Source organism: Mesorhizobium sp. BR1-1-2 (assembly GCF_020165435.1).
In the GTDB taxonomy this organism is placed as follows: domain Bacteria; phylum Pseudomonadota; class Alphaproteobacteria; order Rhizobiales; family Rhizobiaceae; genus Mesorhizobium.
In genome coordinates, this window is record NZ_JAIUID010000001.1 from 404373 (window position 1) to 428254 (window position 23882).

Annotated in this window: 26 protein-coding genes; 14 read left to right on the forward strand and 12 right to left on the reverse strand. The window is 64.2% G+C overall.

The window, feature by feature from the left end; genetic code table 11:
• Positions 1-274 precede the first annotated feature (274 nt).
• On the forward strand, positions 275-1108 hold the full coding sequence (locus LB551_RS01990; RefSeq protein WP_224658017.1) for a class I SAM-dependent methyltransferase: 834 nt from the start codon (positions 275-277) through the stop codon (positions 1106-1108).
• A gap of 200 nt (positions 1109-1308) precedes the next feature.
• Positions 1309-1452 carry a hypothetical protein gene (locus tag LB551_RS01995; RefSeq protein ID WP_181165259.1) on the forward strand — a complete coding sequence of 48 codons (144 nt, stop codon included), beginning with the start codon at positions 1309-1311 and terminating at the stop codon, positions 1450-1452.
• Positions 1453-1461: 9 nt separating this feature from the next.
• On the opposite strand, the gene LB551_RS02000 is transcribed toward LB551_RS01995, so the two are convergent.
• The 3 genes from LB551_RS02000 to LB551_RS02010 all read right to left on the reverse strand — a co-directional run bounded on the left by LB551_RS02000 (position 1462) and on the right by LB551_RS02010 (position 6077).
• Positions 1462-3780 carry a cation:proton antiporter gene (locus LB551_RS02000; protein WP_411970923.1) on the reverse strand — a complete coding sequence of 773 codons (2319 nt, stop codon included), beginning with the start codon at positions 3778-3780 and terminating at the stop codon, positions 1462-1464.
• Between the two features lie 139 nt (positions 3781-3919).
• A complete protein-coding gene (locus tag LB551_RS02005) occupies positions 3920-5218 on the reverse strand; it encodes a DUF763 domain-containing protein (RefSeq protein WP_224658018.1) in 1299 nt (432 codons plus the stop codon).
• Between the two features lie 166 nt (positions 5219-5384).
• Positions 5385-6077, reverse strand: a complete 693-nt coding sequence (locus tag LB551_RS02010) for a DUF2270 domain-containing protein (protein WP_224658019.1) — start codon at positions 6075-6077, stop codon at positions 5385-5387.
• A gap of 148 nt (positions 6078-6225) precedes the next feature.
• Between LB551_RS02010 and LB551_RS02015 the strand changes: the two genes are divergently transcribed.
• The 8 genes from LB551_RS02015 (at position 6226) to LB551_RS02050 (ending at position 11685) form a co-directional block, all read left to right on the forward strand.
• Complete coding sequence (locus LB551_RS02015; protein ID WP_224658020.1) at positions 6226-8292, forward strand: acyltransferase family protein; 2067 nt, start codon at positions 6226-6228, stop codon at positions 8290-8292.
• 127 nt (positions 8293-8419) lie between these two features.
• Complete coding sequence (locus tag LB551_RS02020) at positions 8420-9139, forward strand: gamma-glutamylcyclotransferase (protein WP_224658021.1); 720 nt, start codon at positions 8420-8422, stop codon at positions 9137-9139.
• A 126-nt stretch (positions 9140-9265) separates the two neighbouring features.
• Positions 9266-9589, forward strand: a complete 324-nt coding sequence (locus tag LB551_RS02025; protein WP_140499215.1) for an ArsR/SmtB family transcription factor — start codon at positions 9266-9268, stop codon at positions 9587-9589.
• Entirely contained in the window at positions 9586-10017 is a 432-nt protein-coding gene (locus tag LB551_RS02030; RefSeq protein WP_224658022.1) for an SRPBCC domain-containing protein, read from the forward strand. The genes LB551_RS02025 and LB551_RS02030 overlap by 4 nt, the downstream gene beginning before the upstream one ends.
• A 75-nt stretch (positions 10018-10092) precedes the next feature.
• Positions 10093-10485 (forward strand): VOC family protein, encoded by a 393-nt coding sequence (locus LB551_RS02035; RefSeq protein ID WP_224658023.1) that lies wholly within the window; start codon positions 10093-10095, stop codon positions 10483-10485.
• Positions 10486-10522: 37 nt separating this feature from the next.
• Positions 10523-10744: a hypothetical protein gene (locus tag LB551_RS02040; protein ID WP_140552033.1), complete on the forward strand. Its 222-nt coding sequence runs from the start codon at positions 10523-10525 to the stop codon at positions 10742-10744.
• Positions 10745-10750: 6 nt separating this feature from the next.
• Positions 10751-11188: a DUF1801 domain-containing protein gene (locus LB551_RS02045; protein WP_224658024.1), complete on the forward strand. Its 438-nt coding sequence runs from the start codon at positions 10751-10753 to the stop codon at positions 11186-11188.
• Positions 11189-11286: 98 nt separating this feature from the next.
• Complete coding sequence (locus LB551_RS02050; RefSeq protein ID WP_140552031.1) at positions 11287-11685, forward strand: DUF1801 domain-containing protein; 399 nt, start codon at positions 11287-11289, stop codon at positions 11683-11685.
• Positions 11686-11739: 54 nt separating this feature from the next.
• Here LB551_RS02050 and LB551_RS02055 read toward each other — a convergent pair whose 3' ends face one another.
• The 5 genes from LB551_RS02055 to LB551_RS02075 form a co-directional block, all read right to left on the reverse strand.
• Entirely contained in the window at positions 11740-13743 is a 2004-nt protein-coding gene (locus tag LB551_RS02055) for a glycoside hydrolase family 127 protein (RefSeq protein WP_224658025.1), read from the reverse strand.
• 21 nt (positions 13744-13764) lie between these two features.
• A complete protein-coding gene (locus LB551_RS02060; RefSeq protein WP_224658026.1) occupies positions 13765-14622 on the reverse strand; it encodes a carbohydrate ABC transporter permease in 858 nt (285 codons plus the stop codon).
• Positions 14622-15551, reverse strand: coding sequence for a carbohydrate ABC transporter permease (locus LB551_RS02065; protein WP_224658027.1), 930 nt, complete (start codon positions 15549-15551; stop codon positions 14622-14624). Before LB551_RS02065 ends, LB551_RS02060 begins: the two co-directional genes overlap by 1 nt.
• A 189-nt stretch (positions 15552-15740) precedes the next feature.
• Positions 15741-16988 (reverse strand): ABC transporter substrate-binding protein, encoded by a 1248-nt coding sequence (locus tag LB551_RS02070; RefSeq protein ID WP_224658028.1) that lies wholly within the window; start codon positions 16986-16988, stop codon positions 15741-15743.
• A 62-nt stretch (positions 16989-17050) separates the two neighbouring features.
• Positions 17051-18100 carry a LacI family DNA-binding transcriptional regulator gene (locus tag LB551_RS02075; RefSeq protein WP_224658029.1) on the reverse strand — a complete coding sequence of 350 codons (1050 nt, stop codon included), beginning with the start codon at positions 18098-18100 and terminating at the stop codon, positions 17051-17053.
• 734 nt (positions 18101-18834) lie between these two features.
• Here LB551_RS02075 and LB551_RS02080 point away from each other — a divergent pair.
• Positions 18835-19041, forward strand: a complete 207-nt coding sequence (locus tag LB551_RS02080; protein WP_224658030.1) for a hypothetical protein — start codon at positions 18835-18837, stop codon at positions 19039-19041.
• Positions 19042-19259: 218 nt separating this feature from the next.
• Here the strand turns inward: LB551_RS02080 and LB551_RS02085 are convergent, their stop codons facing one another.
• Positions 19260-19526, reverse strand: a complete 267-nt coding sequence (locus tag LB551_RS02085) for a DUF1488 domain-containing protein (RefSeq protein WP_140552023.1) — start codon at positions 19524-19526, stop codon at positions 19260-19262.
• Positions 19523-19771, reverse strand: a complete 249-nt coding sequence (locus LB551_RS02090; protein ID WP_140499188.1) for a hypothetical protein — start codon at positions 19769-19771, stop codon at positions 19523-19525. The genes LB551_RS02085 and LB551_RS02090 overlap by 4 nt, the downstream gene beginning before the upstream one ends.
• A gap of 245 nt (positions 19772-20016) precedes the next feature.
• Here LB551_RS02090 and LB551_RS02095 point away from each other — a divergent pair, with 245 nt between their 5' ends.
• Both LB551_RS02095 and LB551_RS02100 read left to right on the forward strand, forming a co-directional pair.
• Positions 20017-20331, forward strand: a complete 315-nt coding sequence (locus tag LB551_RS02095; RefSeq protein ID WP_140552021.1) for a co-chaperone GroES — start codon at positions 20017-20019, stop codon at positions 20329-20331.
• Positions 20332-20555: 224 nt separating this feature from the next.
• Positions 20556-21053, forward strand: a complete 498-nt coding sequence (locus LB551_RS02100) for a GAF domain-containing protein (protein WP_224658031.1) — start codon at positions 20556-20558, stop codon at positions 21051-21053.
• A gap of 32 nt (positions 21054-21085) precedes the next feature.
• Here LB551_RS02100 and LB551_RS02105 read toward each other — a convergent pair whose 3' ends face one another.
• Positions 21086-21790: a DUF899 family protein gene (locus LB551_RS02105; protein ID WP_224658189.1), complete on the reverse strand. Its 705-nt coding sequence runs from the start codon at positions 21788-21790 to the stop codon at positions 21086-21088.
• A 163-nt stretch (positions 21791-21953) separates the two neighbouring features.
• Positions 21954-23018, reverse strand: coding sequence for a YeiH family protein (locus LB551_RS02110; RefSeq protein ID WP_224658032.1), 1065 nt, complete (start codon positions 23016-23018; stop codon positions 21954-21956).
• Positions 23019-23408: 390 nt separating this feature from the next.
• Here LB551_RS02110 and LB551_RS02115 point away from each other — a divergent pair, with 390 nt between their 5' ends.
• Positions 23409-23876, forward strand: coding sequence for a GNAT family N-acetyltransferase (locus LB551_RS02115; RefSeq protein WP_224658033.1), 468 nt, complete (start codon positions 23409-23411; stop codon positions 23874-23876).
• Positions 23877-23882: the final 6 nt, after the last annotated feature.

Sequence of the window (23882 nt, forward strand, 5' to 3'; positions counted from 1 at the left end):
GGCCGCCGAATGGCGGTGGATGAGGATTTGGGCCGTGCGAGTTGCCGGTTCAGACTGCGGACCACTTGTGACGCAACGCGTACAACGCGATGCCGCATTAGAATGCCTGCTTTTGGGCAATCAATGTCGTTGTGGCCGACTTGCGCCGCATCCTGTCCATCCAACCTTCAACTGACGAGGGCAATCACCGGCGCTAATTCACTTAGCTTCGCAGCCATTGCGTGATGCCGCTCGGTGCGCTTCTATCCCAGCCGCGCCATTGGGGGGTAATCATTTGTCTGCCAGGAACGAAACGTCCACCGGTCACGAAGCGAGCGAAGCCGGTTGGCTCGACCTTCATTTCGAATCGTCGCGGCCCGAATATGAGGCGGCCTTGCTCGATGCCGGCATCCGCCCCGGCTGGCACGTGCTCGATGCCGGTTGCGGCAGCGGCGGCTTCCTGCCGCTCATCGCCCGGGCCGTCGGGCCCTCCGGCTTCATCGCCGCGCTCGACCTCGCGCCCGAAAACATCGCCCGGGTCGAGGCGCTCGCGGGCACGCTGTCCGAGCCGCCGGAGATTGCCACGCATGTCGGCAGCATCCTGTCGCTGCCATTCGCCGACGCATCGTTCGATTGCGTCTGGTCCGGCAATGTCATGCAGTATCTGACGCCGGCCGAGTTCGACCTTGCCGTCGGCGAGGCCAGGCGCGTCTTGAAGCCGGGCGGCATCTTCGCGGTCAAGGATTTCGATTCGACCATCCTGCAGATCCTGCCCATGGACCGGGCGCTGCTGGCGCGCTTCATGGCGGCGAGGCTCCAGGGATTTCGCGAGCGGGGCGTGCTCGGCACCGATTGCGGTTCGACGCTTCCGGCGCGCCTGCGCCAGGCCGGCCTGGAGGTCATCGGCCGCAAGGGCTGGCTGGTCGAGCGCTGGGCGCCCGCGCCTCGCTTCACGCGTGATTATGTTCGCGACCTGCTGGCTTATTTTGCCAGCGTCGCGCCGGGCTACGCCTTGCCTGACGCCGACCAGGCCTATTGGCGGGACCTGAAGGAGCGGCCGGATCGCCTGCTCGACGATCCGGACTTCTGCTACCGCGAATTCTTCGTCATGGCGGTTTGCCGGATTTAGCGCTCCGCCGCCACGGCCGATGCCGCGGCGCTGCGCGAGCCGCAGGCAAACCCGATTCCAAGATCGAGGCTAAGCCAAGGCGCATTCGCCAGCTCTCCACTCAAATGGCCGGCTTTCGAGCGAATTTCTTCGCGAACCGTTAATTCGGCCGTGTTGTTAATAAGCATCTGCTAATGAACTGGTTCGCGTGGGGGTACGCAATGACCAAGAATCTCGGCAATGCACGCTACGTGCCGCCAAAGGAGCAGCAAGGCTCGGTCCTCGGCAAGGTCGCGCCGGCCTTGTTCCCGCTGGCCGTGGTGGCGCTGGGCTACATGATCGGCAGGCAATTCTTCGGCCTCTAGGTTCCGCCGTCAGGCGCCGGTTTCGGCGGCGACCTCGGCCCTTGCTTCGGCGCGGATGCGGTCGCTGGCCAGCAGCACGACCGGGCAGGCGACGGCGGCCAGCACGGCGGTCGCCGTGTCGCCGAAGAACAGCTCTTCGCCCGGCCGTTGCGCGACGCCCATGACGACCATCGCGGCACCCTTGGCCACTTCCCTGGCGATTGCCTTGTCGGGCGTGGCGCGGGCGCGGATCGCGGTGTCGACGGCAACGCCGTAGCGGTCGGCGAGATCGACGACGTCCTTGAGCACCGCCTCCTCGCGGCGGTGCGAGACCGAGCTCGGCCGGCTGCCTTTCCTGGCCTGCGAGACGTAGAGGGCCTTGACCCGCGCCCGGTGCGGCCGCGCCAGGGCGAGCGCGAGATCGACGGCGCGGCGCGAGACTTCCGTGCCGTTGACCGGGACCAGTATGGTCGCGCCGGCTTTCAGCATCGGCATCTTTCCGGCGGATCTGGCGCCGTTCAGCACCAGGCATAGTGGGCCGTCGAAGCCGCTGGTCATGTCGTTGAGCGCTTCGGTGAACGAGCCCTTGGCGGTCAGCGCATTCTCCAGCCCGACCAGCAGCAGGCCGTAGCCCTTGCGGGCTTCCTCGGCGATCGTCTCGGCGGTGGCCGCGGGCTCGGTGCGGGCGATCAGATGCACCTTGTCGACCGGCGTGTCCTCGGCCTTGCTGACGGCCCTGGCGCTCTTTTGCGCGCCGCGCTTGACCTCCTTCGAGGCGCTTTCCGGCCCTTTGGTGCCGGCTGGGCCGGCGATCTTGCCATCGGGCAGGTGGAGAAGCGTGGTCGGCATGCCGCTGCCGCCGCCGACAAGCCCGGCGAGATGCGCGGCCAACTTGCCGACCGGGCTGTCGTCGACCAGCAGCAGCAGCCGTTCCAGCTTGGAGACGAATCCGCGCTCGTCGAGCAGCTCGCGGTCGACGCGCTGCTTCTCGGCATCGCCGACCGGCAGCCGGCCGAGAGCCCAGCGCAGCATCGGCGGCATGGCGAGCGTTGTGATGACCGCCATGGTGACGATCATGGTGAACAGGTTGTGGGAGAGGATGTTCATCGACAGGCCGATCGAGGCGACGATCACCTCCGTCGAGCCGCGCGCGTTCATGGCGCTGCCGACGGCGGTCGCCTCTTTCAGCGTCATGCCGGCGAACCGGCCGCCGATGAAGGCGCCGCCGAACTTGCCGATGCTGGCGATGACGACCAGCAGCAGCGTCAGCAGCGCCAGGGTTGGATCGACGAGCACGGTGAGGTCGGCCGAAAGGCCCGCCATGCCGAAGAAGATCGGCATGAAAAGTGCCGTGATGACGCCGCGCAGCTGACTCTCGATGTGGCTGGAGAGGATCGGCGATTCGCCGACCAATATGCCGGCGACGAAAGCGCCGAGCACGGTGTGGACGCCGATCAGGTTGGTGATCAGCGCCATAACGCCCATGATGATCAGGATGACCGATATGACGGCGTATTCGCTGCGGAAGCTATCGTTGCTCCAGCGGATCAGCGTGAACACCAGCCGGCGGCCGATGGTGAAGGAGAACACCATGAACAGCGCCACTTCGGCCACCGTTACCACCAGCGGCACGATTTGCAGGCTGCCATTGGTGGCGATGCCGAAGGTGACGGCGATGATCAGCCAGCCGATCGTGTCCTCGATGATGGCCGAGGAGATGATGACCTGGCCGAGGTTGCGGCGCATGAAGTTCATCTCGCGCACCACCATGGCGACGATCTTGACCGAGGAGATCGACAGGGCCGTGCCGAGGAAAAGCCCGGCGACGACGCGCTCTCTCGGGTCGGGCAGCAGCGTGTCGGGCAGGACTTGCGCCAGCGCGAAACCGCAGGCAAACGGCACGAGGATGCCGGTGACCGAGATCGAAAAACACGCCGCGCCCACCCGGCGCACCAGGCGCAGGTCCGTCTCCATGCCGGTGAGCAGCAGGAGCAGCAGGACGCCGAGCTGGGAGACCGCTTCGATCATGCTCTTCTGCGCCGGGTCGGTCGAGAAGATCAGCTGCTGCGCGCCGGGCCAGAGCCAGCCGAACAGCGAAGGCCCAAGCAGGATGCCGCCGATCAACTGGCCCATGATCGCCGGCTGGCCGTAGCGCTGGAAGATTTCGCCCAGGCCACGCCCGACCAGAAGCAGAAGCACGATCTCGGCGACGAACAGGCCCTCCGCCGAGCCGCCCATGCCCGCGGCATGGCCGCTCGCCTGCGCGGCCCAGACGGGGTGCGCCAAGGCGCTCGCGGCAATGGTCAAGACGGCCAGGAGAGATGTCGTTTGCAGGCGCTGCCGGTCCATCCAGCCCTCAACAGATGATTTCCGGAACACTGTTCCCGTTCGGCAGGATGCGGGTTGGCCTGTTCCGGCAGGATCGGATCAGGTCCGCACGCATCGCTGCTATAAACGTGCAAGGCTGCGCAAGGTTGCGCAACACATCCTAGCCCGACCGCTTCGGACCGGCTGCCGGCAAGGGCTGCGCCAGCGACGCCGGGGCGGGCGGCGGCTCCGGGCCGAAGACGCTGCGGCCGCCGAGCAGGTGCGACTGGTCAAACTCGCCGGCGACGATCTCCTTCAGGCTCGGGCCGGTGACGTAGCGCTCCAGCCGCCGCGCCTGGCCGTCGAGCCGCTGCAAGGCGGCAAGCTCCTCCTCGCGGCCGAGCTTCGCCTTGGCGACCGCCGACTTCATGACGGCGATGGTCTCGTCATAGACCTTCAGCGGCACCGGGAAGGGATGCCGGTCCTTGCCGCCATGCGCCAGCGAGAAGCGCGCCGGATCGGAAAAGCGGCAGGGCGCGCCATGCACCACCTCAGCCACCATCGCCAGCGCCCGCACGGTGCGGGCGCCGACGCCCGGCACCAGCAGCAATTCGGGAAAATCCGCCGGGCCGCTCTCGATGGCGGCGCAGATGTTGCCGTGCAGCCGGCGCATGACGATGTCGCTTTCGTGCACGTCATGGTGCGCCGGCATGACCAGGTTGGGCAGCATTGGCTGTGCGCTCTCGCACTTCGCCGAAGGATCGTCCGCCATGGGCTCGATGGCGGCGAATTCGCGCACGATGCGGTCTGGACCGAGCTGGCGCAGAAGGTCGAGCTGGCCGCTGCGCGAAGCCTCGGCGCGATGGTCGGTGAGATTGACGATCTCGCCCTGCCGCTCGCCCTCGATCGCCGCGTGCGGCTGGTCGACGAAACTCCTCAAGCCTTCCGACAGCCAGTGGTAGCGGCGCGCCTGCCTCCTGTCGCCGTTCATGCCTTGCTGGACGACCACCCAGCGGCTGTCGTCGGTGACGATGAAGCCATGCAGATAGAGGTCGAAACCGTCCTGCACGGCGGCGCTGTCGACCTTGGCGACCAGGCGGCTGGCGGTGGCAAGGGCCGCGCCGTCGAAGCCGACGCGTTCGCCGATCATTTCCAGCTCATGCGGCGTCTTGCGCGAATGGGCGCCGCGGCCGCCGCAGACATGGATGCCGAGCTCGCCCGACAGCGGCGTCAGCCCGCGCTTCAGCGCGCCGATGACGCTGGTGGTGATGCCGGACGAATGCCAGTCCATGCCCATCACCGCACCGAAGGACTGGAACCAGAAGGGATGCGCCAGCCTGCGCAGCAGCTCGTCGCGGCCATAGTGGTGGACGATCGCCTCGCACAGCACCGCGCCGAGCCGCGTCATACGGTCGCCCAGCCATTTCGGGACCCGTCCGCCATGCAGCGGCAGGTCGGCGCTGCCGCTTCGCTGCGTCACTGGTTTCGATATCTCCGTGGCCGGCCGCCTAGAGGCCGGCTCTCTGCGCATCTAGATGGCATCCATGCGGCCATTTTCCAAGCGTCACGTAGATCACGTTCGCATCTTGAATCAGAATGGCGCACTACCCGATTGTTCAAAAAGGGTTTTCATGCGTCGGCTGGCGCTAGACATGCACGTCGCCGAAGGAGAGTTCGCCATTGTCGTCGGGCGTCAGCAAGGCGGCCGCCAGCAGACCGGCATAGAGGATCGCGACCAGCGTGACGATGGCCACGCCGGGCACGGGACCCAGGGCGGCGGCGTTGACGGCCTCGCGCAATGTGCCGACGAAACCGACCGGCGCGGCCTGGTCGAGCAGGCTGGGCGTCGACAGTTTGAGGATCCAGGCGAGCAGCAGGATCAGCATCATGTGGATGTAGTTGCGGCGCAGACGGCGCGCCAGCGCCACCCGCTGCGAGACCAGGAATTTCGGCGTGCGCAGGCTTTCTCCGACGATCAGCAGCCAGTCCGAGGCGAAGTCCGGCTGCGGCGAGAAGATCTGCGCGAAATAGTGACGCTCGAACTGGCGCACGCGGGCGCGGTAGACGTCGAAGAAGCGGTAGCGCCGCGCCTCGATCCACAGCAACAGCAGCACCAGCAGCATGGCGAACAGGAGCACGCCGTGATGGGCGCTGGCCGTCGACAGCGACACCGACAGCATCGCGGCGACGACGGTGATCGCCCAGTTGCTGGTCCTGTCGATGCGGTCGCGCCATCCCGCCATGCGCGCAATCTCGGCGCGATGGAAATGCGACATCACGGTCACCATTTCGCTGGGCGAAAGCGTCCTGCCGACGGGCGTTGCCGGCGCATCGTTCATAGTTCCCTCCCAACCCAATGAAACGTGTTGAAGGCGATCTCGTTCCGCCGACGGCGGCCTGGGGTTCGGCAGCGGCCCGGATTGCCTCGCTGAAGACATACTGCGCCAATAAAAGGCCAGGCCACCGGCACTATTTCGGAGAATATGTTTGAATCTCGTTGTCAGGCGTCCAGTCGCCCAGGCTTCAATTCGCGGGCATGGACAAGCCGGACTTGCCTATCGCGCGGATATTGACGGGCTGCGTGCCCTGGCGATCGTTCCGGTGGTGCTGTACCACACCGGCATTCCGGGTTTTGGTGGCGGCTTCGTCGGCGTCGACGTGTTCTTCGTCATCTCCGGCTTTCTCATGGCGTCGCTGATTTCGAGGGAGATCACTTGCGGTGATTTCAGCTTGCTGCGTTTTTACGAGCGTCGCATCCGGCGGATCTTTCCGGCGCTCTTTGCAATTCTCGCGGCCTCGTCGATAGCCGCATGGTTCCTGCTGATGCCCGCCGAGCTGGAATACTTCGCCCGCAGCCTGAAAGCCGCAGCCTTGTTCACATCGAATATCGAGTTCGAGAAGGAAAGCGGCTACTTCGACGTCGGTGCGCAGATGAAGCCGCTGATGCACACATGGTCGCTTGCAGTCGAGGAGCAGTTCTACATTCTGTTTCCGCTGCTGCTGGTCGCAATCAACCGGTTCGCGCGGCGACACACGGTGTCCATCCTGGTCGGGTTGCTGATCGTCTCGTTTGTGGCGAGCGCATGGACGGTCTTCCGTTCGCCGGTCGCGGCGTTCTATCTCCTGGAGTTTCGCGCCTGGGAACTGCTCGTTGGCGCGCTGCTTGCCTTCGGCGCGATACCGACGCCGACGCGGCCGATCATGCGGGCAGGCTTGGCAGCCGGCGGCATTTTGCTGATCGCCTTAGCCGTGTTCGGATTCAACGATCACACTCTCTTTCCCGGCCCGGCGGCACTGCTGCCCTGCCTCGGCGCCGCGCTGGTGATCCATGCACGCGACGAGCAAGGGCCGGTCAGCCACATCCTGCGATCGAAGCCGGTTGTATTCATAGGCTTGATCTCCTACTCGCTCTATCTGTGGCATTGGCCCGTCATCGTGTTCAGCAGGGCGATGGCCGACCGTGAATTTTCCGTGCTTCACGGCAGTCTGATCGTCCTGACGTCGCTCGCAATCGCCGTTTTTTCGTGGTGGTTTATCGAACGGCCCTTCCGCGGCAGCAATGCCTGGCTCGGCCGGCGTTCGTTGTTTGCCGGAGCGGCCCTGATGGTTGCTGTGGCCGTCGGCTTTGGAACCGATGTGATCCGCGACAAGGGCGTTCCATCCCGTGTTCCTGTCGATGTTCGCAAGGTCTACGCCGCGACCTACGATGAAAGCCGGTTCAGCGTGCCGCCCTGTTTCGCCGATTTCGATGCAACGGGACCGACGCCGGCCGACATACGCGCGGGCAAGCTCTGCCCGCTCGGCATCGAGCATTCGAACAATCCCGCCTTCCTCGTGTGGGGAGACTCCCACGCCGGCGCAATGGCTCCGGCCATCGATGCAGCCGCCACCCGAACCGGCGTTGCTGGTCTCTTTGCAGGACATGCTTCATGTCCGCCTTTGCCGGGCGTTCAGTTGACGCGGCGTGGCCATACCGAACAGTGTGGCGATTTCAATGGAGCAGTGCGCGATCTGATCGCGTCCAGGCACATCCCGCTCGTCTTCCTGCTGGCCTACTGGCCCAAATACGTGCACGATTCCGAACTGCCGAACCAGGGCGTTTATTTCGATCCGTCGGTGCCGCCGCCGCTTGAAGACAGATCCGCGCCGGTCGTCGAAACGCTCGATCGCCTGATGGGGAAGTTGGCGCAACAAGGCACCAAGGTCGTTTTGGTCATGGACGTCCCGGAGATGGGACATTATATGCCGGAAGCCGTCGCCAGGGCGATGATAGCAGGACGTTCCACGGATGTGGCCCCGCCATGGGATTATGTCGCGAAGCGGCAAGCGCTCTCGCGCGCGATCTTGACGCGTCTTGCCGCAAAGTACGGCGCTGCCATTGTCGACCCGCTTCCGGCGTTCTGCAGCAACGACCACTGCGACGCGGTTCAAAACGGCCTGCCGATCTACAAGGATGCCGATCACATTACCGCAACCATGGCGAGGAGCCTGGCCTCTCTGTATGTCCCGTTGCTGTCAACGGCTCGTCAGTCGCCGGCGACGACCACTCCCTGAACATCCAGTTGCGTTTGGTGGCCGGCGGATCCCAACCCGGCGATCCCAATCAGTCATCGGCGTCGGCGCCGCCCCTTGAGAATCCCTGCGCCTTCGGCAACATGGCGGTGACGGCCGAGATGCGAACATGAACAAACCGATCCCCACCGCGCCGCCACTCAAAGCGGCGATGGCGCTGACGGAGGCGCTGGTCGCCCGCACCTTGCGCGCGGTCGAGGATGCCGGGCCGACGCCGGGCATGGTCTACATGACCGACGCCGACTATGCGCGTTTCAGCGACGAAATCCTGGCCGATGCGCCGGCCGGGCCGCTGAAACTGTTCGCCTATGGCTCGCTGCTATGGAAGCCGGCGGGCGAGGTGAGGGGAGGCGAGCGCGCGGTGGCGACCGGCTGGCACCGCTCTTTCTGCTTCACCGTGCAGCGGTTTCGCGGCACCGTCGAGCAGCCCGGCCTGATGATGGCGCTCGACCGTGGTGGCCAATGCCAGGGCATGGTGTTCGAGATCGCGGAGCCGGTCGCCGACAATCTCGAGGCGCTGCTGCGCCGCGAGATGACCATCCTGCCCGCCGTCAACGTGCCGCGCTGGCTGCGGGTCAGGACGGAGGGCGGCATGTGCCGCGCGCTCGGCTTCGTCGTCGATCCCGCCAATGCGCGCTATGTCGGCAGGCTCGACAAACGGGCGGTCGCGGCGACGCTGGCCCGGGCCGCCGGCCGTTGGGGCTCGGGCGCGCAATATCTGTTCGAGACCATCCGCCACCTCGACGCCTGCGGCATTCGCGATCGCAACCTGTGGCAGTTGCAGGCGCTGGTGGCCGAGGAGATCAACCGCGTCCACGCCACGGTTTAGCGATCGGCGTTCCCAGCGCAGCGCGACCCGAAAGTGTCCGGACGCTTTCCCCCTCCAAATCTTCGCTTGACGAATACATATCCTGGTGGTTATACGTCGATCAATAGCCAACGGGTTATCGATTAAATGCCGGATGCTCATGATGCGCTCTTCAGGACGCTTGCCGACCCGACGCGGCGCGCCATCTTCGAACGGCTGTGCCGCCAGGGAGAGCAGACGGTGGGAGCGCTGACGATCCAGTCGGGGGTCTCGCAGCCGGCCGTGTCGAAGCATCTTGGCGTGCTGAAGCAGGCCGGGCTGGTACGCGACCGCCATGAAGGCCGCCAGACGCATTACAGCGCACAGCTCGGCGCATTGGCGCCGCTGATGGACTGGACGCGTGAGATGGCGGGGTTCTGGGAAAGCCGGTTCGACGATCTCGAGGATCTGCTCAAAAGGATGGACCAGTGAACGACAGTGCCGCCGAGACCCGCACTGTCGTCGTCGAGCGGCAGATTTCACATCCGCCCGAAAAGCTCTGGCGCGCGCTGACGCAACCGCATCTGATCGAGGAGTGGCTGATGAAGAACGATTTGAATCCGGTCGTGGGCCATCGCTTCAACATCAGCACCGACTGGGGCGGCGTGCTGGATTGCGAGGTGCTTGCCGTCGAGCCGCACAGGACGCTGTCCTATACCTGGAACCTCGCGCACCAGGACCCGGCCTTCGATCTCAGGAGCGTGGTGACCTTCACGCTCACCCCGACGCCTGCCGGAACCCATCTGCGCATGGAGCAGTCCGGTTTCCGGCCCGAGCAGAGGCGGGCCTATGGCGGCGCCAAGATGGGATGGCCGAAATTCCTGGAGAAGCTGGAAGAGCTCCTGGCGCGGACGGACTGAAATCCGCCGGCCGGGGTTCGTGGCGAGGCCGTTCGAGGGCGGCCCGCCGCAAACGAAACCTATGGAGGACGTGCGATGAAGATCAAATTGACCCGCGTCTATGTGGACGACCAGGAGAAGGCACTTGCCTTCTACACCGACGTGCTGGGCTTCACCAAGAAGGCCGATTTCAGCAACGGTCCGTTTCGCTGGCTGACCGTCGCCTCGCCGGACGAGCCTGAGGGAACCGAGCTGCAGCTTGCGCTGAACGACAACCCGGCGGCCAAGGCCTACCAGCAGGCCCTGTTCAAGCAGGGCCAGCCGGCGCTGATGCTCTTCACCGACGACATCAAGGGCGATCACGAGCGCATCAAGGCGCGGGGCGCGGCCTTCGCCATGGCGCCGACGGAGGTGACCGGTTCGACCATCGCGCAGCTCAACGACAGCTGCGGCAACCTCATCCAGATCACGCAGCTGGCGCGCTGGTAGGGCCCCGATTTCAACGCATATTGCAAAGGAGGCAGCATTGGACTGGAGCAAGTGGATCAGGCAAATTCACCGCTGGTTGTCGATCATCTTCACGGCAACCGTGGCCGCGAACTTCATCACCATGGCGTTCGGGCAGCCGCCCGCCTGGGTGGTCTATTCACCGCTCCTGCCACTGTTCCTCCTGCTGTTCAGCGGCCTCTACATGTTCGTACTGCCCTATGTCGCAAAGACACGCGACGTTCAGCGCGCCAATGGATAGGAACGGATGGCGAAATCGACCAAACCCGCTACTGAGGCTCCTTCCGTAAAGTTGCTGTCCGGCGGCAACCCGCAGATCGCCAAGGGCTATGGCGATGCGCCGGTGCAGGCCTATATCGCGGCCATGCCGGACTGGAAGCGCGAGGTTGGCCAGCGCATCGACACGCTGATCGAGCAGGCTGTCCCGGGCGTGCATAAGGCGGTCAAATGGAACTCACCCTTCTATGGCATGGAAGGCGAGGGCTGGTTCCTCAGCTTTCATTGCTTCACGAAATACATAAAGGTGGCCTTCTTCCGCGGCATGTCGCTGCGCCCGGTGCCGCCTGGCCAGTCCAAGAGCAAGGACACGCGTTACCTCGATATCCATGAGGACGACCAGTTCGACGAGGCCCAGTTCACCGACTGGGTGAAGCAGGCGAGCCGATTGCCCGGCGAACGGATGTGAGATTTGCGCGCCGGGGCCCGGATTTGCCGCGCGCAACAGAGCGCCTATGATCGGGCGGACGGGGCGGTGATCGCCCTCAAGCTTGAAGGAGAACGGACATGACGAAGAGCGGGTCGCCAGAGGAAAGGTCTCCTTCGCAGCTCATAGACGGCAGGATCGAGGAGCTCGGCGACTGGCGCGGCGAGATGCTGAGCCGGCTGCGCGGCCTGATCAGGCAGGCCGACCCCGAGATCGTCGAGGAGTGGAAGTGGCGAGGGGTCCCGGTGTGGGAGCATGCCGGAATGATCTGCACCGGCGAGACCTACAAGAACGTCGTCAAGCTGACCTTCGCCAAAGGTGCGGCGCTGCCCGACCCATCGCACCTGTTCAACTCCAGCCTGGAAGGGAACACCAGGCGCGCCATCGATTTCCAAGAGGGCGAGGAGGTCGACGAGGACGCGTTCAAGGCGCTTATCCGAGCCGCCGTCGCTCTGAACAAGTCAAAGGCCCGGCGATAGGCTCCATGTGACTGGCACCGAAGAACGCGGCGGGCAGAACGAAGCCTGTCGCCTTCATCGCGCGCCGTTCTGGCCTCCCCCGTCCCTCAGCCACACCAGCATCTCGCCGGGCTCGCGGTTGTCCCAGGCGAAATAGGGGATCGCGGTCAGCCGCGTCTGTGTGGCAGCGGGCGGAGCGGTGCGGTAGAGCCCGTTTTGCCAGCCCTCATCGGTATCGGCCAGTGCCGCGGCCGAAAGCGTCACCACGCCGCCCAGCAGATCCGGCTCGTCATGCGCCTCGATGCTTGCGATGCGCGGCAATACGATGCGATGCAGGCTGCCATCATTGTCGGTCGCCTCGACGCAGTAGATCAGCGGGCCGCGCGACAGCGCCACGCGGCCGGCGTCCTGACGCACCTGCGGGTTGGCGTAGAGCCGTTCGATCGGCATTTCGAGATCGAGGCGGACGCTATCGCCTTTCTTCCATGTGCGCCGGATCGCCGCGTAACCCTCGCTGGTGACGTCCTCGAGCTTCACCGTCTCGTCATTGACCTTGAGCGTCGCGCCGGTGCTCCAGGCCGGCACGCGCAGATGCAGGGTGAAGGCGACCGGCGCCTGCGGCTCGATGGTGATGGCGACCGCGCCGTCCCAGGGGTAGCGGCTCGCCTGCGTCAGTGCTACCGGCACGCCCGCTATGTCGAAACGAGCGGTGGAATCGCCATAGAGATGGACGGCAAGCGCATCGTCCGCCAGGCTGTAGAAATAGCCGCCGATCGAGGCCACCATGCGCCCGATATTGGGCGGGCAGCACGGGCAGCGGTGCCATTTCCATCTGTTGTGCCGCCCCCGGCTTTCCAGCGGGTTTTCGTAGAAGAACAGCGAGCCGTCGAGCGACAGGCCCGAGATCGAGCCGTTGTAGAGCGCCCGTTCCATGATGTCGGCGTAGCGGGCGTTCGGCCCCATGCCGAGCATGCGGCTGGCCCAGAACACCAGGCCGACGGCGGCACAGGTCTCGGCGTAGGCGCTTTCATTGGGCAGGTCGAAGTCGCTGGTGAAACCCTCATTGTGCGCCGACGGACCGAGCCCGCCGGTGATGTAGAGATTCTTGCTGGTAAGATCGTCCCACAGCCGGTCGAGTGCCATCCGCAAGCTGTCGTCGCCATATTCGGTGGCGATGTCGGCCATGCCGGAATAGAGATACATCGCCCTTACCGCATGGCCCACGACCTTGTCCTGCTCGCGCACCGGAATGTGCGACTGGCTGTATTCATAGGTCTTGAAATGATAGGCCTTGGGATCGGCGCCGCGGGCGCGCGCCTCCTCGTCGAAATAATGCGGTTGCTGCCCGCGCTGGTCGATGAAATATTTCGCCAGCTCCATGTATTTGTTCTCGCCCGTCACGCGCGCGAGCTTCACCAGTGCAAGCTCGATCTCCTCATGGCCGCAATAGCCCTTCTTCTTGCCGGGCTCGGGCCCGAGCACCGAGGCAATATGGTCGGCATAGCGGCACATGACGTCGAGCAGCTTGCGCTTTCCGGTCGCCTGGTAATAGGCGACGGCGCCCTCGATCAGGTGGCCGGCGCAATAGAGCTCGTGGCAGTCGCGCAGATTGGTCCAGCGCAGGCCGGGCTGGATGCGCTGGTACCAGCTCGAGAGATAGCCGTCCGGCTGCTGCAGCTTTTCGTAGAGGTCGATGACGGCGTCGATCTTCTTCTCCAGCTCCGGGTTCTTGGCGCGGTAGAGCGAATAGGCCGCCGTCTCGATCGTCTTGCCCCAGTCGGAGTCCCAGAACATCTGCGTCGTCACCGTCGAGCCGGTGAAGCCGGGGGAAGCCGCCTCGTCGGGCGAAGGGGAATGGAACGGGATGACCACGCCGGGCGAGGGCCGGTCCGGATCGATCTGCTCCAGCATGCCCGCCTCGACGCAGCGGTCGTAGAGGATATCGGCGGTGCGCGCGGCGACGGCGTCGGCACGGTCGCCCCAGAAGCCGTGCACGTCGACCTGCGGCACCGGCAGCGGCCGGAAGGCGAGTTTGGGCCTGGAGGCGCTGGCAGGCCTGGCGGATGACGATGCGGTCATGAACTTACTCCATTCGATCAATTACTTGACGGCCCCGGCCATCAGGCCGCGGATGTAGAAGCGCTGCAAAGCCAGGAACAGGATCAGGCACGGCACCATCATCACCGTGACGCCCGCCTGCACCGCGCCCCAGTCGATGGCGCCGAAGCGGCCGGACTGGAGTGCGGTCATCATCACCGGCAGCGTGAATTTGGACTGGTCGGTCATCAGCACCAGAGCGGCGAGGAACTCGTTCCAGGCGCCGAGGAAGGCGAACAGCGCGATGGTGACGACGCCCGGCCAGACCAGCGGCAGCATCACCTTCAACAGCATGGTGGCGTTTCCGGCGCCGTCCATGCGCGCGGCCTCCTCGATCTCGCGCGGCACCGCGTCGAAGGCGTTGCGCATCATGAAGATCGAGAACGGCAGTTGCAGCGTGACATAGACGCCGACCAGCCCGGTCAGCGTGTTGTGCAGGCCGAGCTTGGTCAGCACCAGGAAGATCGGCGTCAGGATCGACTGGAACGGAATCATGATCGTCGACAGGATGAGGACGAAGAACAGGTCCTTGAGCGGAAATCGGAAGCGCGAGAAACCATAGCCGGCGAGCACGGAGACGACGACCGAGACCAGCACGGTCATGACAGAGACGTAGATGCTGTTCTGCGCCGAGACCCAGAGCCCGTCGCCGAACGTGTTGAGGGTGGCGTAGTTCTCCAGCGAGAAGCCTGTCGTCGGCCAGGGCGGCAACGGCGGCTGGCGCGCCTCCTGCGCCGGCTTGAAGGCCGACAGCGCGGCCCACACGATCGGCGCCACGAACAGCACCGAGGCGATGATGCCGGTAGAGTGCCTGGCGACGCTGGCAGCGAGCTTGCCTTGAGCGGACATTGCCTGCGCCATCAGTCGAGGCCCTCGGGCTTCCTCAGCAGCCAGAGCTGCACGAGGCTGAGCGCAACAAGGATTACCAGCAGCACCATGGAGAGTGCCGCGCCATAGCCGAGCTTGAACGACACGAAAGACTGGTTGAAAATCCAGTACACCGCCGTCAGCGTCTGGTTGCGCGGACCGCCGCGCAGGATGATGTAGAACTGGTCGAAGGCGAGGACCGAACCGGCCACCGATAGGATCAGGGCCAGCGCCAGGGTGCGGCGCATCAGCGGCAAGGTGATGGCCCGGAATCTTGCGAACGGGCCGGCGCCGTCGATGACGGCCGCTTCCTGCAAATCCTGCGGGATCGATTGCAGGCCGGTCATCAGGATGATCATGGTGAAGCCGGCGACCTTCCACACCACCATGGCGACGATCGACCAGAAGGCGGGCTGGAAGGTGGCCAGAAGATTGAATTTCCTGTCGATCAGGCCGAGGTTGTAGGCGGCCGGGCTGAACAGGCCGGAATCGACGTTGAGCAGCCATGACCAGAGCAGGCTCGCCGAGGCGAAACCGACCACCGCCGGCATAAAGAAGGCGGTGCGGTAGAGATTGGTCAGCGGACGTGGCCGTTCGATGAAGATGGCCAGCGGGAAGGCGACGGCGAAGATCGCGATGGTGACGATCACCGTGTAGTAGCCGGTGAATTTCAGTGCATTCCAGAACCGGGTGTCGCGCAGGATCGCGACGTAATTGTCGAGGCCGATGAAGGAGTGCCCGCCCATCAGCGGCCAATTGTGCAGCGACATCCACGCCGTCATGCCGAGCGGGATGACGAAAAACACCATGACCAGCGCCACGGCCGGCGCGACGTAGATAAGACCGATCCATTGCCGGCGCCCGGCGCCGACCAGTTTTCGGGCGCGGGACGGTGCGGTGGTGGCGGCTGTGATGGTGGTCATGGCCGCTCGCTCTCCTCCGGTTGGGGTGACAATTCCAGCTTGGGTTCCTCTCCCCCACTTCGCGGGGACGGGGAACCCAAGCTGGATAGGCCGGGCAGATGTCTCGAAGCCTCCATGTGGATTAGCCCTGCCGTTGGCGATGCGCCCCGGCCACCCGCCCAGGAAGACAGGCAGGCGGCCGGCAGGCGCCTATTTCTGTGGCGCCTGGTCGATGATCGACTGCATGGTCTCCTGCGCGTTGGCGATGGCGCCGTCGACGTCGTCACCGAAGAAGACCTCGTTGATCATCTGCGTCCACGGACCGTTGGCGGAGTTGATCAGATCGTTGAAGACCACCGAATAGGGCGTCTTGCCCTTGGCCATCGCCTCGGCCGCGACCTGGTAGCGCGGGTCGAGGTCCTTCAGCGCGTCCTTGGCGATGTCGCCGCGCACCGGCAGGCTGCCATATTTGGCCAGGATCGTCTGGCCTTCCAGCGAATAGGCGAAGTCGAGGAACTCCTTCACCACATCGATCTTCTTGGTGCCCTTGGTGACGACGAAATTATCGCCGCCGGCAAAGGACGACCAGCCGCCATCCTTGCCCGGCAGGAAGGTGATGCCATAGTCGATGTCGGGATACTGGGTGTTGAGCGCGCCGATGGCGAATGCACCCGACGGCGAGATGCCGATGTTGCCGCCGGCGAAGGCGGCGAAGAAATTGGCGCCGGTGTCGGTCTGGGCGCCTTCCGGCACCAGGCCCTTCTTGACCATCGAGCGGTAGAGATCGATGGCGCCGCGCAGCTGCGGGCTGTCCAGCGTCGCCTTGGAGCCGTCCTGCGAGAGGATGTCGCCGCCGGAGGCCCAGACCAGCGGCGTGAAGGTGAAGATATTGCAGCCACCGCAATTGCCGGAGAAGTAGAAGCCCTTGATGTTGCCGCCGAGCGCATTGACCTTTTCGGCGTCGGCTTCGATCTCGGCCCAATTGGCCGGGCCCTTTTCGGGGTCGAGGCCGGCCTGCTTGAACAGCTTCTTGTTCCAGATCAGCACGGAGGCGTCGGCGGAGAAGGGCAGGCCGTAGATGCGGTCCTTGTACGTGCCGGTCTTCACATGAGCCGGTGACAGGCTGGCGAAATAAGGCAGGGATTTCGCCCAGTCGGTGATGTCCTCCAACTGGCCAGCGGCGGCGAAGGAGGGGGTGTAGATCAGGTCGAGCGACAGCGCGTCGGGCGCCGTCCCGCCGGCGGCGGCGGCACCATATTTCGGAATGATCTCGGCATTGGGGATGATGTCGAGCTTGATCTGGTTGGTATGGCCCTTGTTGTAGGCATCGACGATGCGCGGCATGAAGTTCGAGCCGTCGGCGCGCACCCAGATGTTGGCGGTCTCGGCGGCGGCAAATTGCAGCCCGCAGCCGAGTACGGTGGCCATCAAGGCCAGTCTGGCAATCAAAGTCCTCATGTTCTCCTCCTCCATGTTTTGGCCGCGACGCGCGGCTTGCCGCCGATTGCGGCTTTGGTTCTTCAGCCGTCTTTCTCACCATCTGGCAGGCGGCCGCATGACTGACGCACCACCAGCCGGCACGGCAGTTTCCGGATGCCTGGCGCGGCGGGCTTGCCGCCGACCAGGGAAAGCAAGGTCAGCCCCGCTTCGCGGCCGAGCGCAGCCAGGTTCATGTCGATCGAGGTCAACGGCGGGCGCGTCGCTTCGGCCACGATCTCCCAATTGTCGAAACCGATGACGCCGACATCGCCGGGCACGTCGAGACCGCGTTCGCGCAAGGCATCGATGACGCCGCGCGCGATCTGGTCGTTGCCGCAGAAGACGGCGTCCGGCCTTTCGCGCTCGCCATCGAAAAGGACCGACACCGCTTCATGGCCCCAGGCTTCAGACCAGGGGCCGAGCAGCGGATCGGTCGCCGGCAAGCCGTTTTCGGCAAGCACGTCGCGATAGGCCTGGGCGCGGGCGTGCACCACGGCAAAGCTCGCCGGCCCGCTGACATGGACGATGCGCCTGCGGCCGAGTCGACAGAAATGCTCCACCGCCAGCCGCGCGCCGCCGGCGTCGTCGGAGACGAAGGCGGCGGCGTCGGGATCGGGCTGGGTGAAGGCATAGATCACCGGGATGCGCAGATTGGACAGGTCGACCGGCAGATGGCGGTCGATGCGCTTGCCGGTGGCGATGATGCCGTCGACACGCTTGTCGAGCATGGCCTCGACATGGAGCTGGCCGAGACGCGGATCCTCCTCGACATTGCACAGGAACACCGAGACGCCGGCGTCGACCAGCGCGTCCGATATGCCCGACATCAGCGGCAGCGAGAAGCGGCCATAGGTATCGTTGGTGAGCAGGCCGACGGTGAAGGAGCGCCGCCGCAGCAGGCTCTGCGCCAGGCTGTTAGGCCGGAAGCCGAGGCGCTGCGCAGTCTCGCGGATGCGCTCGCGGGTTTCGGCGGTCATGCGGCCCTGGTCGTTGAGCGCCTTCGAGGCGGTGGCGACGCTGACGCCAGCCTCGGCCGCCACGTCACGCAAGGTGACGGGCTTGGGAAAGGCTGGCTGATCGTCCAATGCCATCGCGGCGAGAATCCCTATTTGGGAAAAGGTTTTCTCTTACAGGCCGGAACGAGGCCCGGCCAATGGCCGAGCCCGATCGGAAATGTTTGGAAAAACCTTTTCTCAGCCCAAACTAGGCGAGATCGAGAGACTGTTCAAGGGAAAAAGTGGCTGGTCCTCCGGTGGTGCGAGGCGGCCGCCGGAGGGCGGGCTCCCGGGATCGGCGCCCGGCGAGTTCATCAGGCGAATTCCTGATCGGCAGCCGTCAGTGCCGCCATGGCGCGGGCCGCCAAAGCGGCAATCGGCGACATGTCTATAAACGAGTCTTCGGACTTAACGCTTCCGCAAATATTATCGGTTAGTTCGCTAGTCATGGCCTCGTGGCGGAGCGGCTACGCTGGAGACGGCAAATCTCTGAAGCCTCGGTTCGATCCCGAGGCGAGGCCTCCAAAAATCCTATGGCGTAGAGCCTGCGTCGGACCATCGAGGGCGATGGGTCCTTGCCAGCTTGCATTTGTGGCCTGGGTCGGACATGTCCTCGTCTTGGTTGTGACGCCGACGCGCCGGCAAGAAGATTATTACCCAGACTTGCGCGCTTTCAGTCATTGGCGCATCTGACGATCGGGGTCAGGAGGCATGCGGCCGGTGTTAAAGCAGCCTATTTGCATTTGGCATGCAGGGCACTCGCCAAAAGAGTGCTATGGAAAGCGCGCGCTTGCCGCTCCGACTTTCCCCGACATCCGAGGCTATTTTTCGTGGGTGAACCGTCGCTGTTGCCCGTCTTTGGAAAACTTGGCGCCAAGGGACCCCGTGCCGTCGCGATAGAGTCGGTCCCGCCGGCAGGTATCGCCCCGCGGCTGCGGGAGGCTCTGGCCGCGCATGGCGGCATGGTGCTGAAGCTTTCGGTTGTCGCCTGGACGGTATCGGTCCTGGGCATGGTCTTCTTCATGCTGCAGGGCTGAGGCTCATGGCCAACCGCTACGCACTGCGCATGGATCTGCCCCAAAGCTGGGCCATCATCGACGTCTTCACCGGCCAGCCCGTCGTCGTCAGGCGAAGGGCGATGGTCGGCATGAGCCCGCGCTACGCCGACGCCATGGTCGATCAGATGTCCGGGACGTCAAGCGCCGGGAGAAGGCGGAGCGTAAATCCTGATCCGGTGCCGACCGCGTGTGTCGTCTCAGCGGAAGTCTTCCGCCGTCAGCACATACATGCTCTTGCGCGTGCGGTCATAGGCCTTTGACGCTACGTCGCGGATGACACTGCTCTCGGTGTCGAAGGTGGCGAGATAACCGGCTTCATTGGCTGCCGTGGCCGGCTGCATCCTGGTCATGGCATCGGCGGCGACCGAGAAGGAAATCTGGAACATGCCGTCATAGCCGACGAAACGGATGCGCTTGCCGGCTTCGTCATAGCTGCGGCTGCGGTTGGGGAAGGTCAGGCTCATGATTTTGCCTCCGTCGTTTTCTTCACCGCGCGTTTCTTCTTCGGCGTCGGGTTCAGGGCCTCGGCCACGCGGTCGGCTTCTTCCTTGGCCAGCCGCAATTGCCTCAGCCTTGCCGTCTTGATCTCCCTGGCCCTCGCTTCGGACATGTATTCGGCGGTTGCCTTGTTGCGCTCCGCCGTCTTCTTCTGCTTGTCGACAAAGCGGGCTTCAGCTTTTTCCATGATCGTCTGGTTGCCGTCGGCCATCGAGGAAATCTCCCTTGCGTCTGAAATCGTGAAAATGAACTCGTCCGATAAATAGGGACTCGGCCGGGAAAATTCAAATTTTTGAAATATTTGGTGGGTTTCCGCTACCACGAAACCGGGCGCCGAATAATACTTTTGATTATTTAATATCAGCGCGGAATAAATTTTGGCACTCCTATCTATCGAGTGCCAAACCGCCTGTATGAATGCAGCGGCCGCCTATGCCGGCCCCAGAAAGAGGTCTCATGAAATTTCGGCCACTCCACGACCGCGTCGTCATCCGGCGCGCCGACGGCGATATCAAATCCAAGGGCGGCATCATCATTCCCGACAATGCCAAGGAAAAGCCGCAGGAAGGCGAAGTGATCGCGGTTGGTCCCGGCGCCCGCGACGAAAACGGCGCGCTTGTTCCGCTCGACGTCAAGGCCGGCGACTTGATCCTGTTCGGCAAATGGTCGGGCACGGAGGTCAAGATCGACGGCGAGGACCTCCTGATCATGAAGGAAGCCGACATTATGGGCGTCATCGAAGAAAGCGCCGAAGCCAAGAAGGCCGCCTGACTGAAGCACCGCGCCTCTGCGCGGTGTCGGCTCACCCCAAATGCGAACTGGATAAAATCATGTCTGCCAAGGAAATCAAATTCTCCACCGATGCGCGACGACGCCGGCGGCGATCCTGATCTTGCGGCTTTCGGATCGGTTGGTTCACGCTAGTATGCCCTGTGGTCGTTTGTGCAGAGAGCTTGCGGAAAACGGAACCGCGTTTCTCACTTCGGAGACAAGCCATGTTTGCCGCCAAGGCTATCGACACCTCGGACAAGGCCGCCTTCTACCGCGACCTCGCCGCACAACTGAAGGCGCTGCTCGAGGGCGAGGGCGACTCGATCGCCAACGCCGCCAACACGGCGGCGCTGATCTTCCAGATGATGCCTGATCTCAACTGGGCGGGCTTCTATTTCCTGGCCTCCGACGAGGAATTGGTGCTGGGTCCGTTCCAGGGCAAGCCGGCTTGCGTGCGTATCGCCGTCGGCAAGGGCGTGTGCGGCACGGCGGTCGAACTCGGCACCTCGATGCTGATCAAGGACGTGCACGATTTCCCCGGCCACATCGCCTGCGACGCCGATTCGCGTTCGGAACTGGTCGTGCTCCTGGAAGACGATGACGGCGTCTTCGGCGTGCTCGATCTCGACAGCCCGCTGCCCGGTCGCTTCGACAAGGCAGACCAGGCGGGAATCGAGGCATTGGCGGCGATCTATGTCGCGGCGAGTTCGTTCGCGGATTAGGCAAAAAGCCTGTGGTTTCGCGACACTGAGCTCTAGTAGCTGAGTTTCGGATACCAGTCCGTTCCGCGTCCACCCGGCGTAAGGTCCAGGATCGACCAGAGGGAGGCGATGTCCGGTGCGTCTCGCGGATCCTGGCCGGGATCAGCCATTTCCGCCGACATCTCGCTCGCCCAAAAAAGGCGCACGCGCTCGCCGTCGCGCTTGAACACCACCAGAGCCGGATTCTCGCTGCCATCGGCGTTGATCAGTCCGAGATCGTTGGCGTAGGTGTCGCCCACCGTCTGGACAAAATCGAGATCGCGCCACCCCCGTTCCTGCGCGAATGCGATCTGCCGCTCGACCGGGCTGCGTCCAAGGATCTTCAGGGCGACGCGCTGCTTGATGTCAGCGGCGTTTCCGTTCACCGCACCCAACCAGTTGGTGCACATTGGACATGGGCGTGCGCGCTCGGGTCCGAACATCCAAAAATAGGTCACGAGTGCGTCCTTGTCGCCGAACAGTTCGACAAGCCCGAGATCGGCGCCATTGGCGTCCCTGAAGCGATAGTTTGTCTCGATGACGGGTCCGTCCGGAAGGTGTCGGCGCCGTTCCGTGACCTCGGTCATGTGTCTGCGAAATTCGATCTCGTCCTTCAGCAGTGCCTGGCGGGCTTTCCGGTACTCATCGCTCGCGCCGGGAAAGGGTGTCCGCGCTTTTTCCGCCAGCTTCTCGGCGGCCGTGGGTGTAATGATGTTCATCGGAAATCCTCCAAATGGCATCCGTACTACCACAGCAAAGTTGGGCAACAGGCTCAGAAGTCAACAACCCTCCTGAAGCGGAGCCGAACACTGCCACGTCAACGCGGTAGGCCCGCGTATGAGGTTTGCTGTTCGTGCTGGTGCGATCTGAATTGCAGCAGGCTCAGGCGAACTTCACCAGCATCAGGCTGAAACCGCCGATGAACAGGAAGGCCGAGAAGGCGAGCGCCAGCGGGCGCAGGCCGCGTGAGCGCAGCTGCGAAATATCGGCCTGCAGGCCCATGGCGGCCAGCCCCATGGTCAGCATGATGGTGGTGGCGACTGCCATCGCCGACTTCACGCCGGCGGATATCGCGACAAGACTGTTCAGAGCCACGACAGCGACGAAGGCGGCCACGAACAATGGCATGGGCGGGCGCGCCGCCTGCTGGTCGCTGGTACCCTTGCGGCGCACCGTCAGGCCCAGCGCGATGACCATCGGCGCCAGCATGGCGACGCGGGTGAGCTTGGCGACGGTGGCGATCTCGCCCGACTGGGTGCCGTTCTGGAAGCCGGCGCCGATGACTTGCGCCACCTCATGGATCGAGGCGCCCGCCCACAGGCCGAAAGCATGCTGGTCGAGGCCGAGCAGCGGCGCCAGCAGCGGGAAGCCGAGCATGGCGACGGTGCCGAACAAGGTGATCGAGGCGACCGCGTAGGTGACGTCCTCGTCGCGCGCGTCGGTGACGATGTTGGTGGCGACGATTGCCGAGGCGCCGCAGATCGAGGTGCCGGCGGCGATCAGCTGCGCCAGCTTGGCGTCGACGCCGATCAGCCGGCCGAGCGCGAGGGTGAAGAGGAAGGTGGCGCCAAGCGTGGCCGCGACAATGCCGATGCCGCCCGCGCCGATCGAGACGACCTGGCCGAGCGTCAGCTGGAAGCCGAGCAGCACGATGGCGAAGCGCAGCAGGCGCTTTTGCGAGAATGCGATGCCGGCCTTGGCGTGCGCCGGCGTGCCGAGCACGTTGGAGTAGATCATGCCGGCGATGACGGCCAGGATCATCGGGCTGAACAGGGCGAAGCCGGAGACGTTGCGGGCCGAGAAGGCCACCGCGGTGATCATCGCGACCAATATCACACCGGGCACGGTGCCGGCCCTGGTCGAGCCGAGCGCCTTGCGGCCCTGCGCAGGTTCGGCGGAAATCAGGCCTTTTGGAATATCGTTCGCAATGTGGGATAAGGAAGACAACGTCATGCTCCAGGCGACTTCGCCTGGGGAATGCCATTCCCCAACTAATCTTTCCAATGAATTATTTTCGTTAGAATGATCGATTTTCCAGGACGGTCTCCAAATTTGCTTGACGCGCCCAGCCCCTTTTGCCGCGCTGCTTCACTAGCTCTAATTGGGGCATGCCTTATCGGCCTTGGCCGGCAACGGCGCTTGACGGGCCACTCGCCCTGCGTCAGCTTGGCACCATGTTCGTTTTTCCCCGCGCCAACGTGATGCGACGCCGAACCTGCATAGTGCGCGGCGGCATGCTGATTGCGCGACGACGAAGGCTGGCCCGATAATTCCGGTTCGTTCTTCCCGGCCCGCCCGCGAAACCGCCGGCGGGCTTTTCATGTCTGGAGCCTCTCGATGAACATCAATCCTTCCATCCAGTTCCGGCCGGCCGAGCCCGCCGACGCTGCCGCCATCCGCGACATCGTGCGCACGGCCTATGCCAAATGGGTGCCGCTGATCGGCCGCGAGCCGCTGCCCATGCGCGCCGACTACGACATAGCCGTTGCCGAGCATCAGTTCGACCTTGCGATCCAGGAGGGCGAAATCGTCGGCGCGATCGAAACCATGCCGGCCGATGATCATGTCTGGATCGAGAATGTCTGCGTGGCGCCGCATGCGCAGGGAAGGGGGATCGGCCGGCTGTTGCTGGGGCGGGCCGAACGCAAGGCGGCCGAGGCGGGACGCAGCGAACTTCGCCTGCTGACCAATGGCGCCTTTGCGGCCAATGTGTCGCTTTACAAGAGACACGGCTATAGGATCGACCGGGAGGAGCCGTTCATGAACGGCACGACTGTTTATATGAGCAAGAGGCTTGCCGGGTAGACCGCA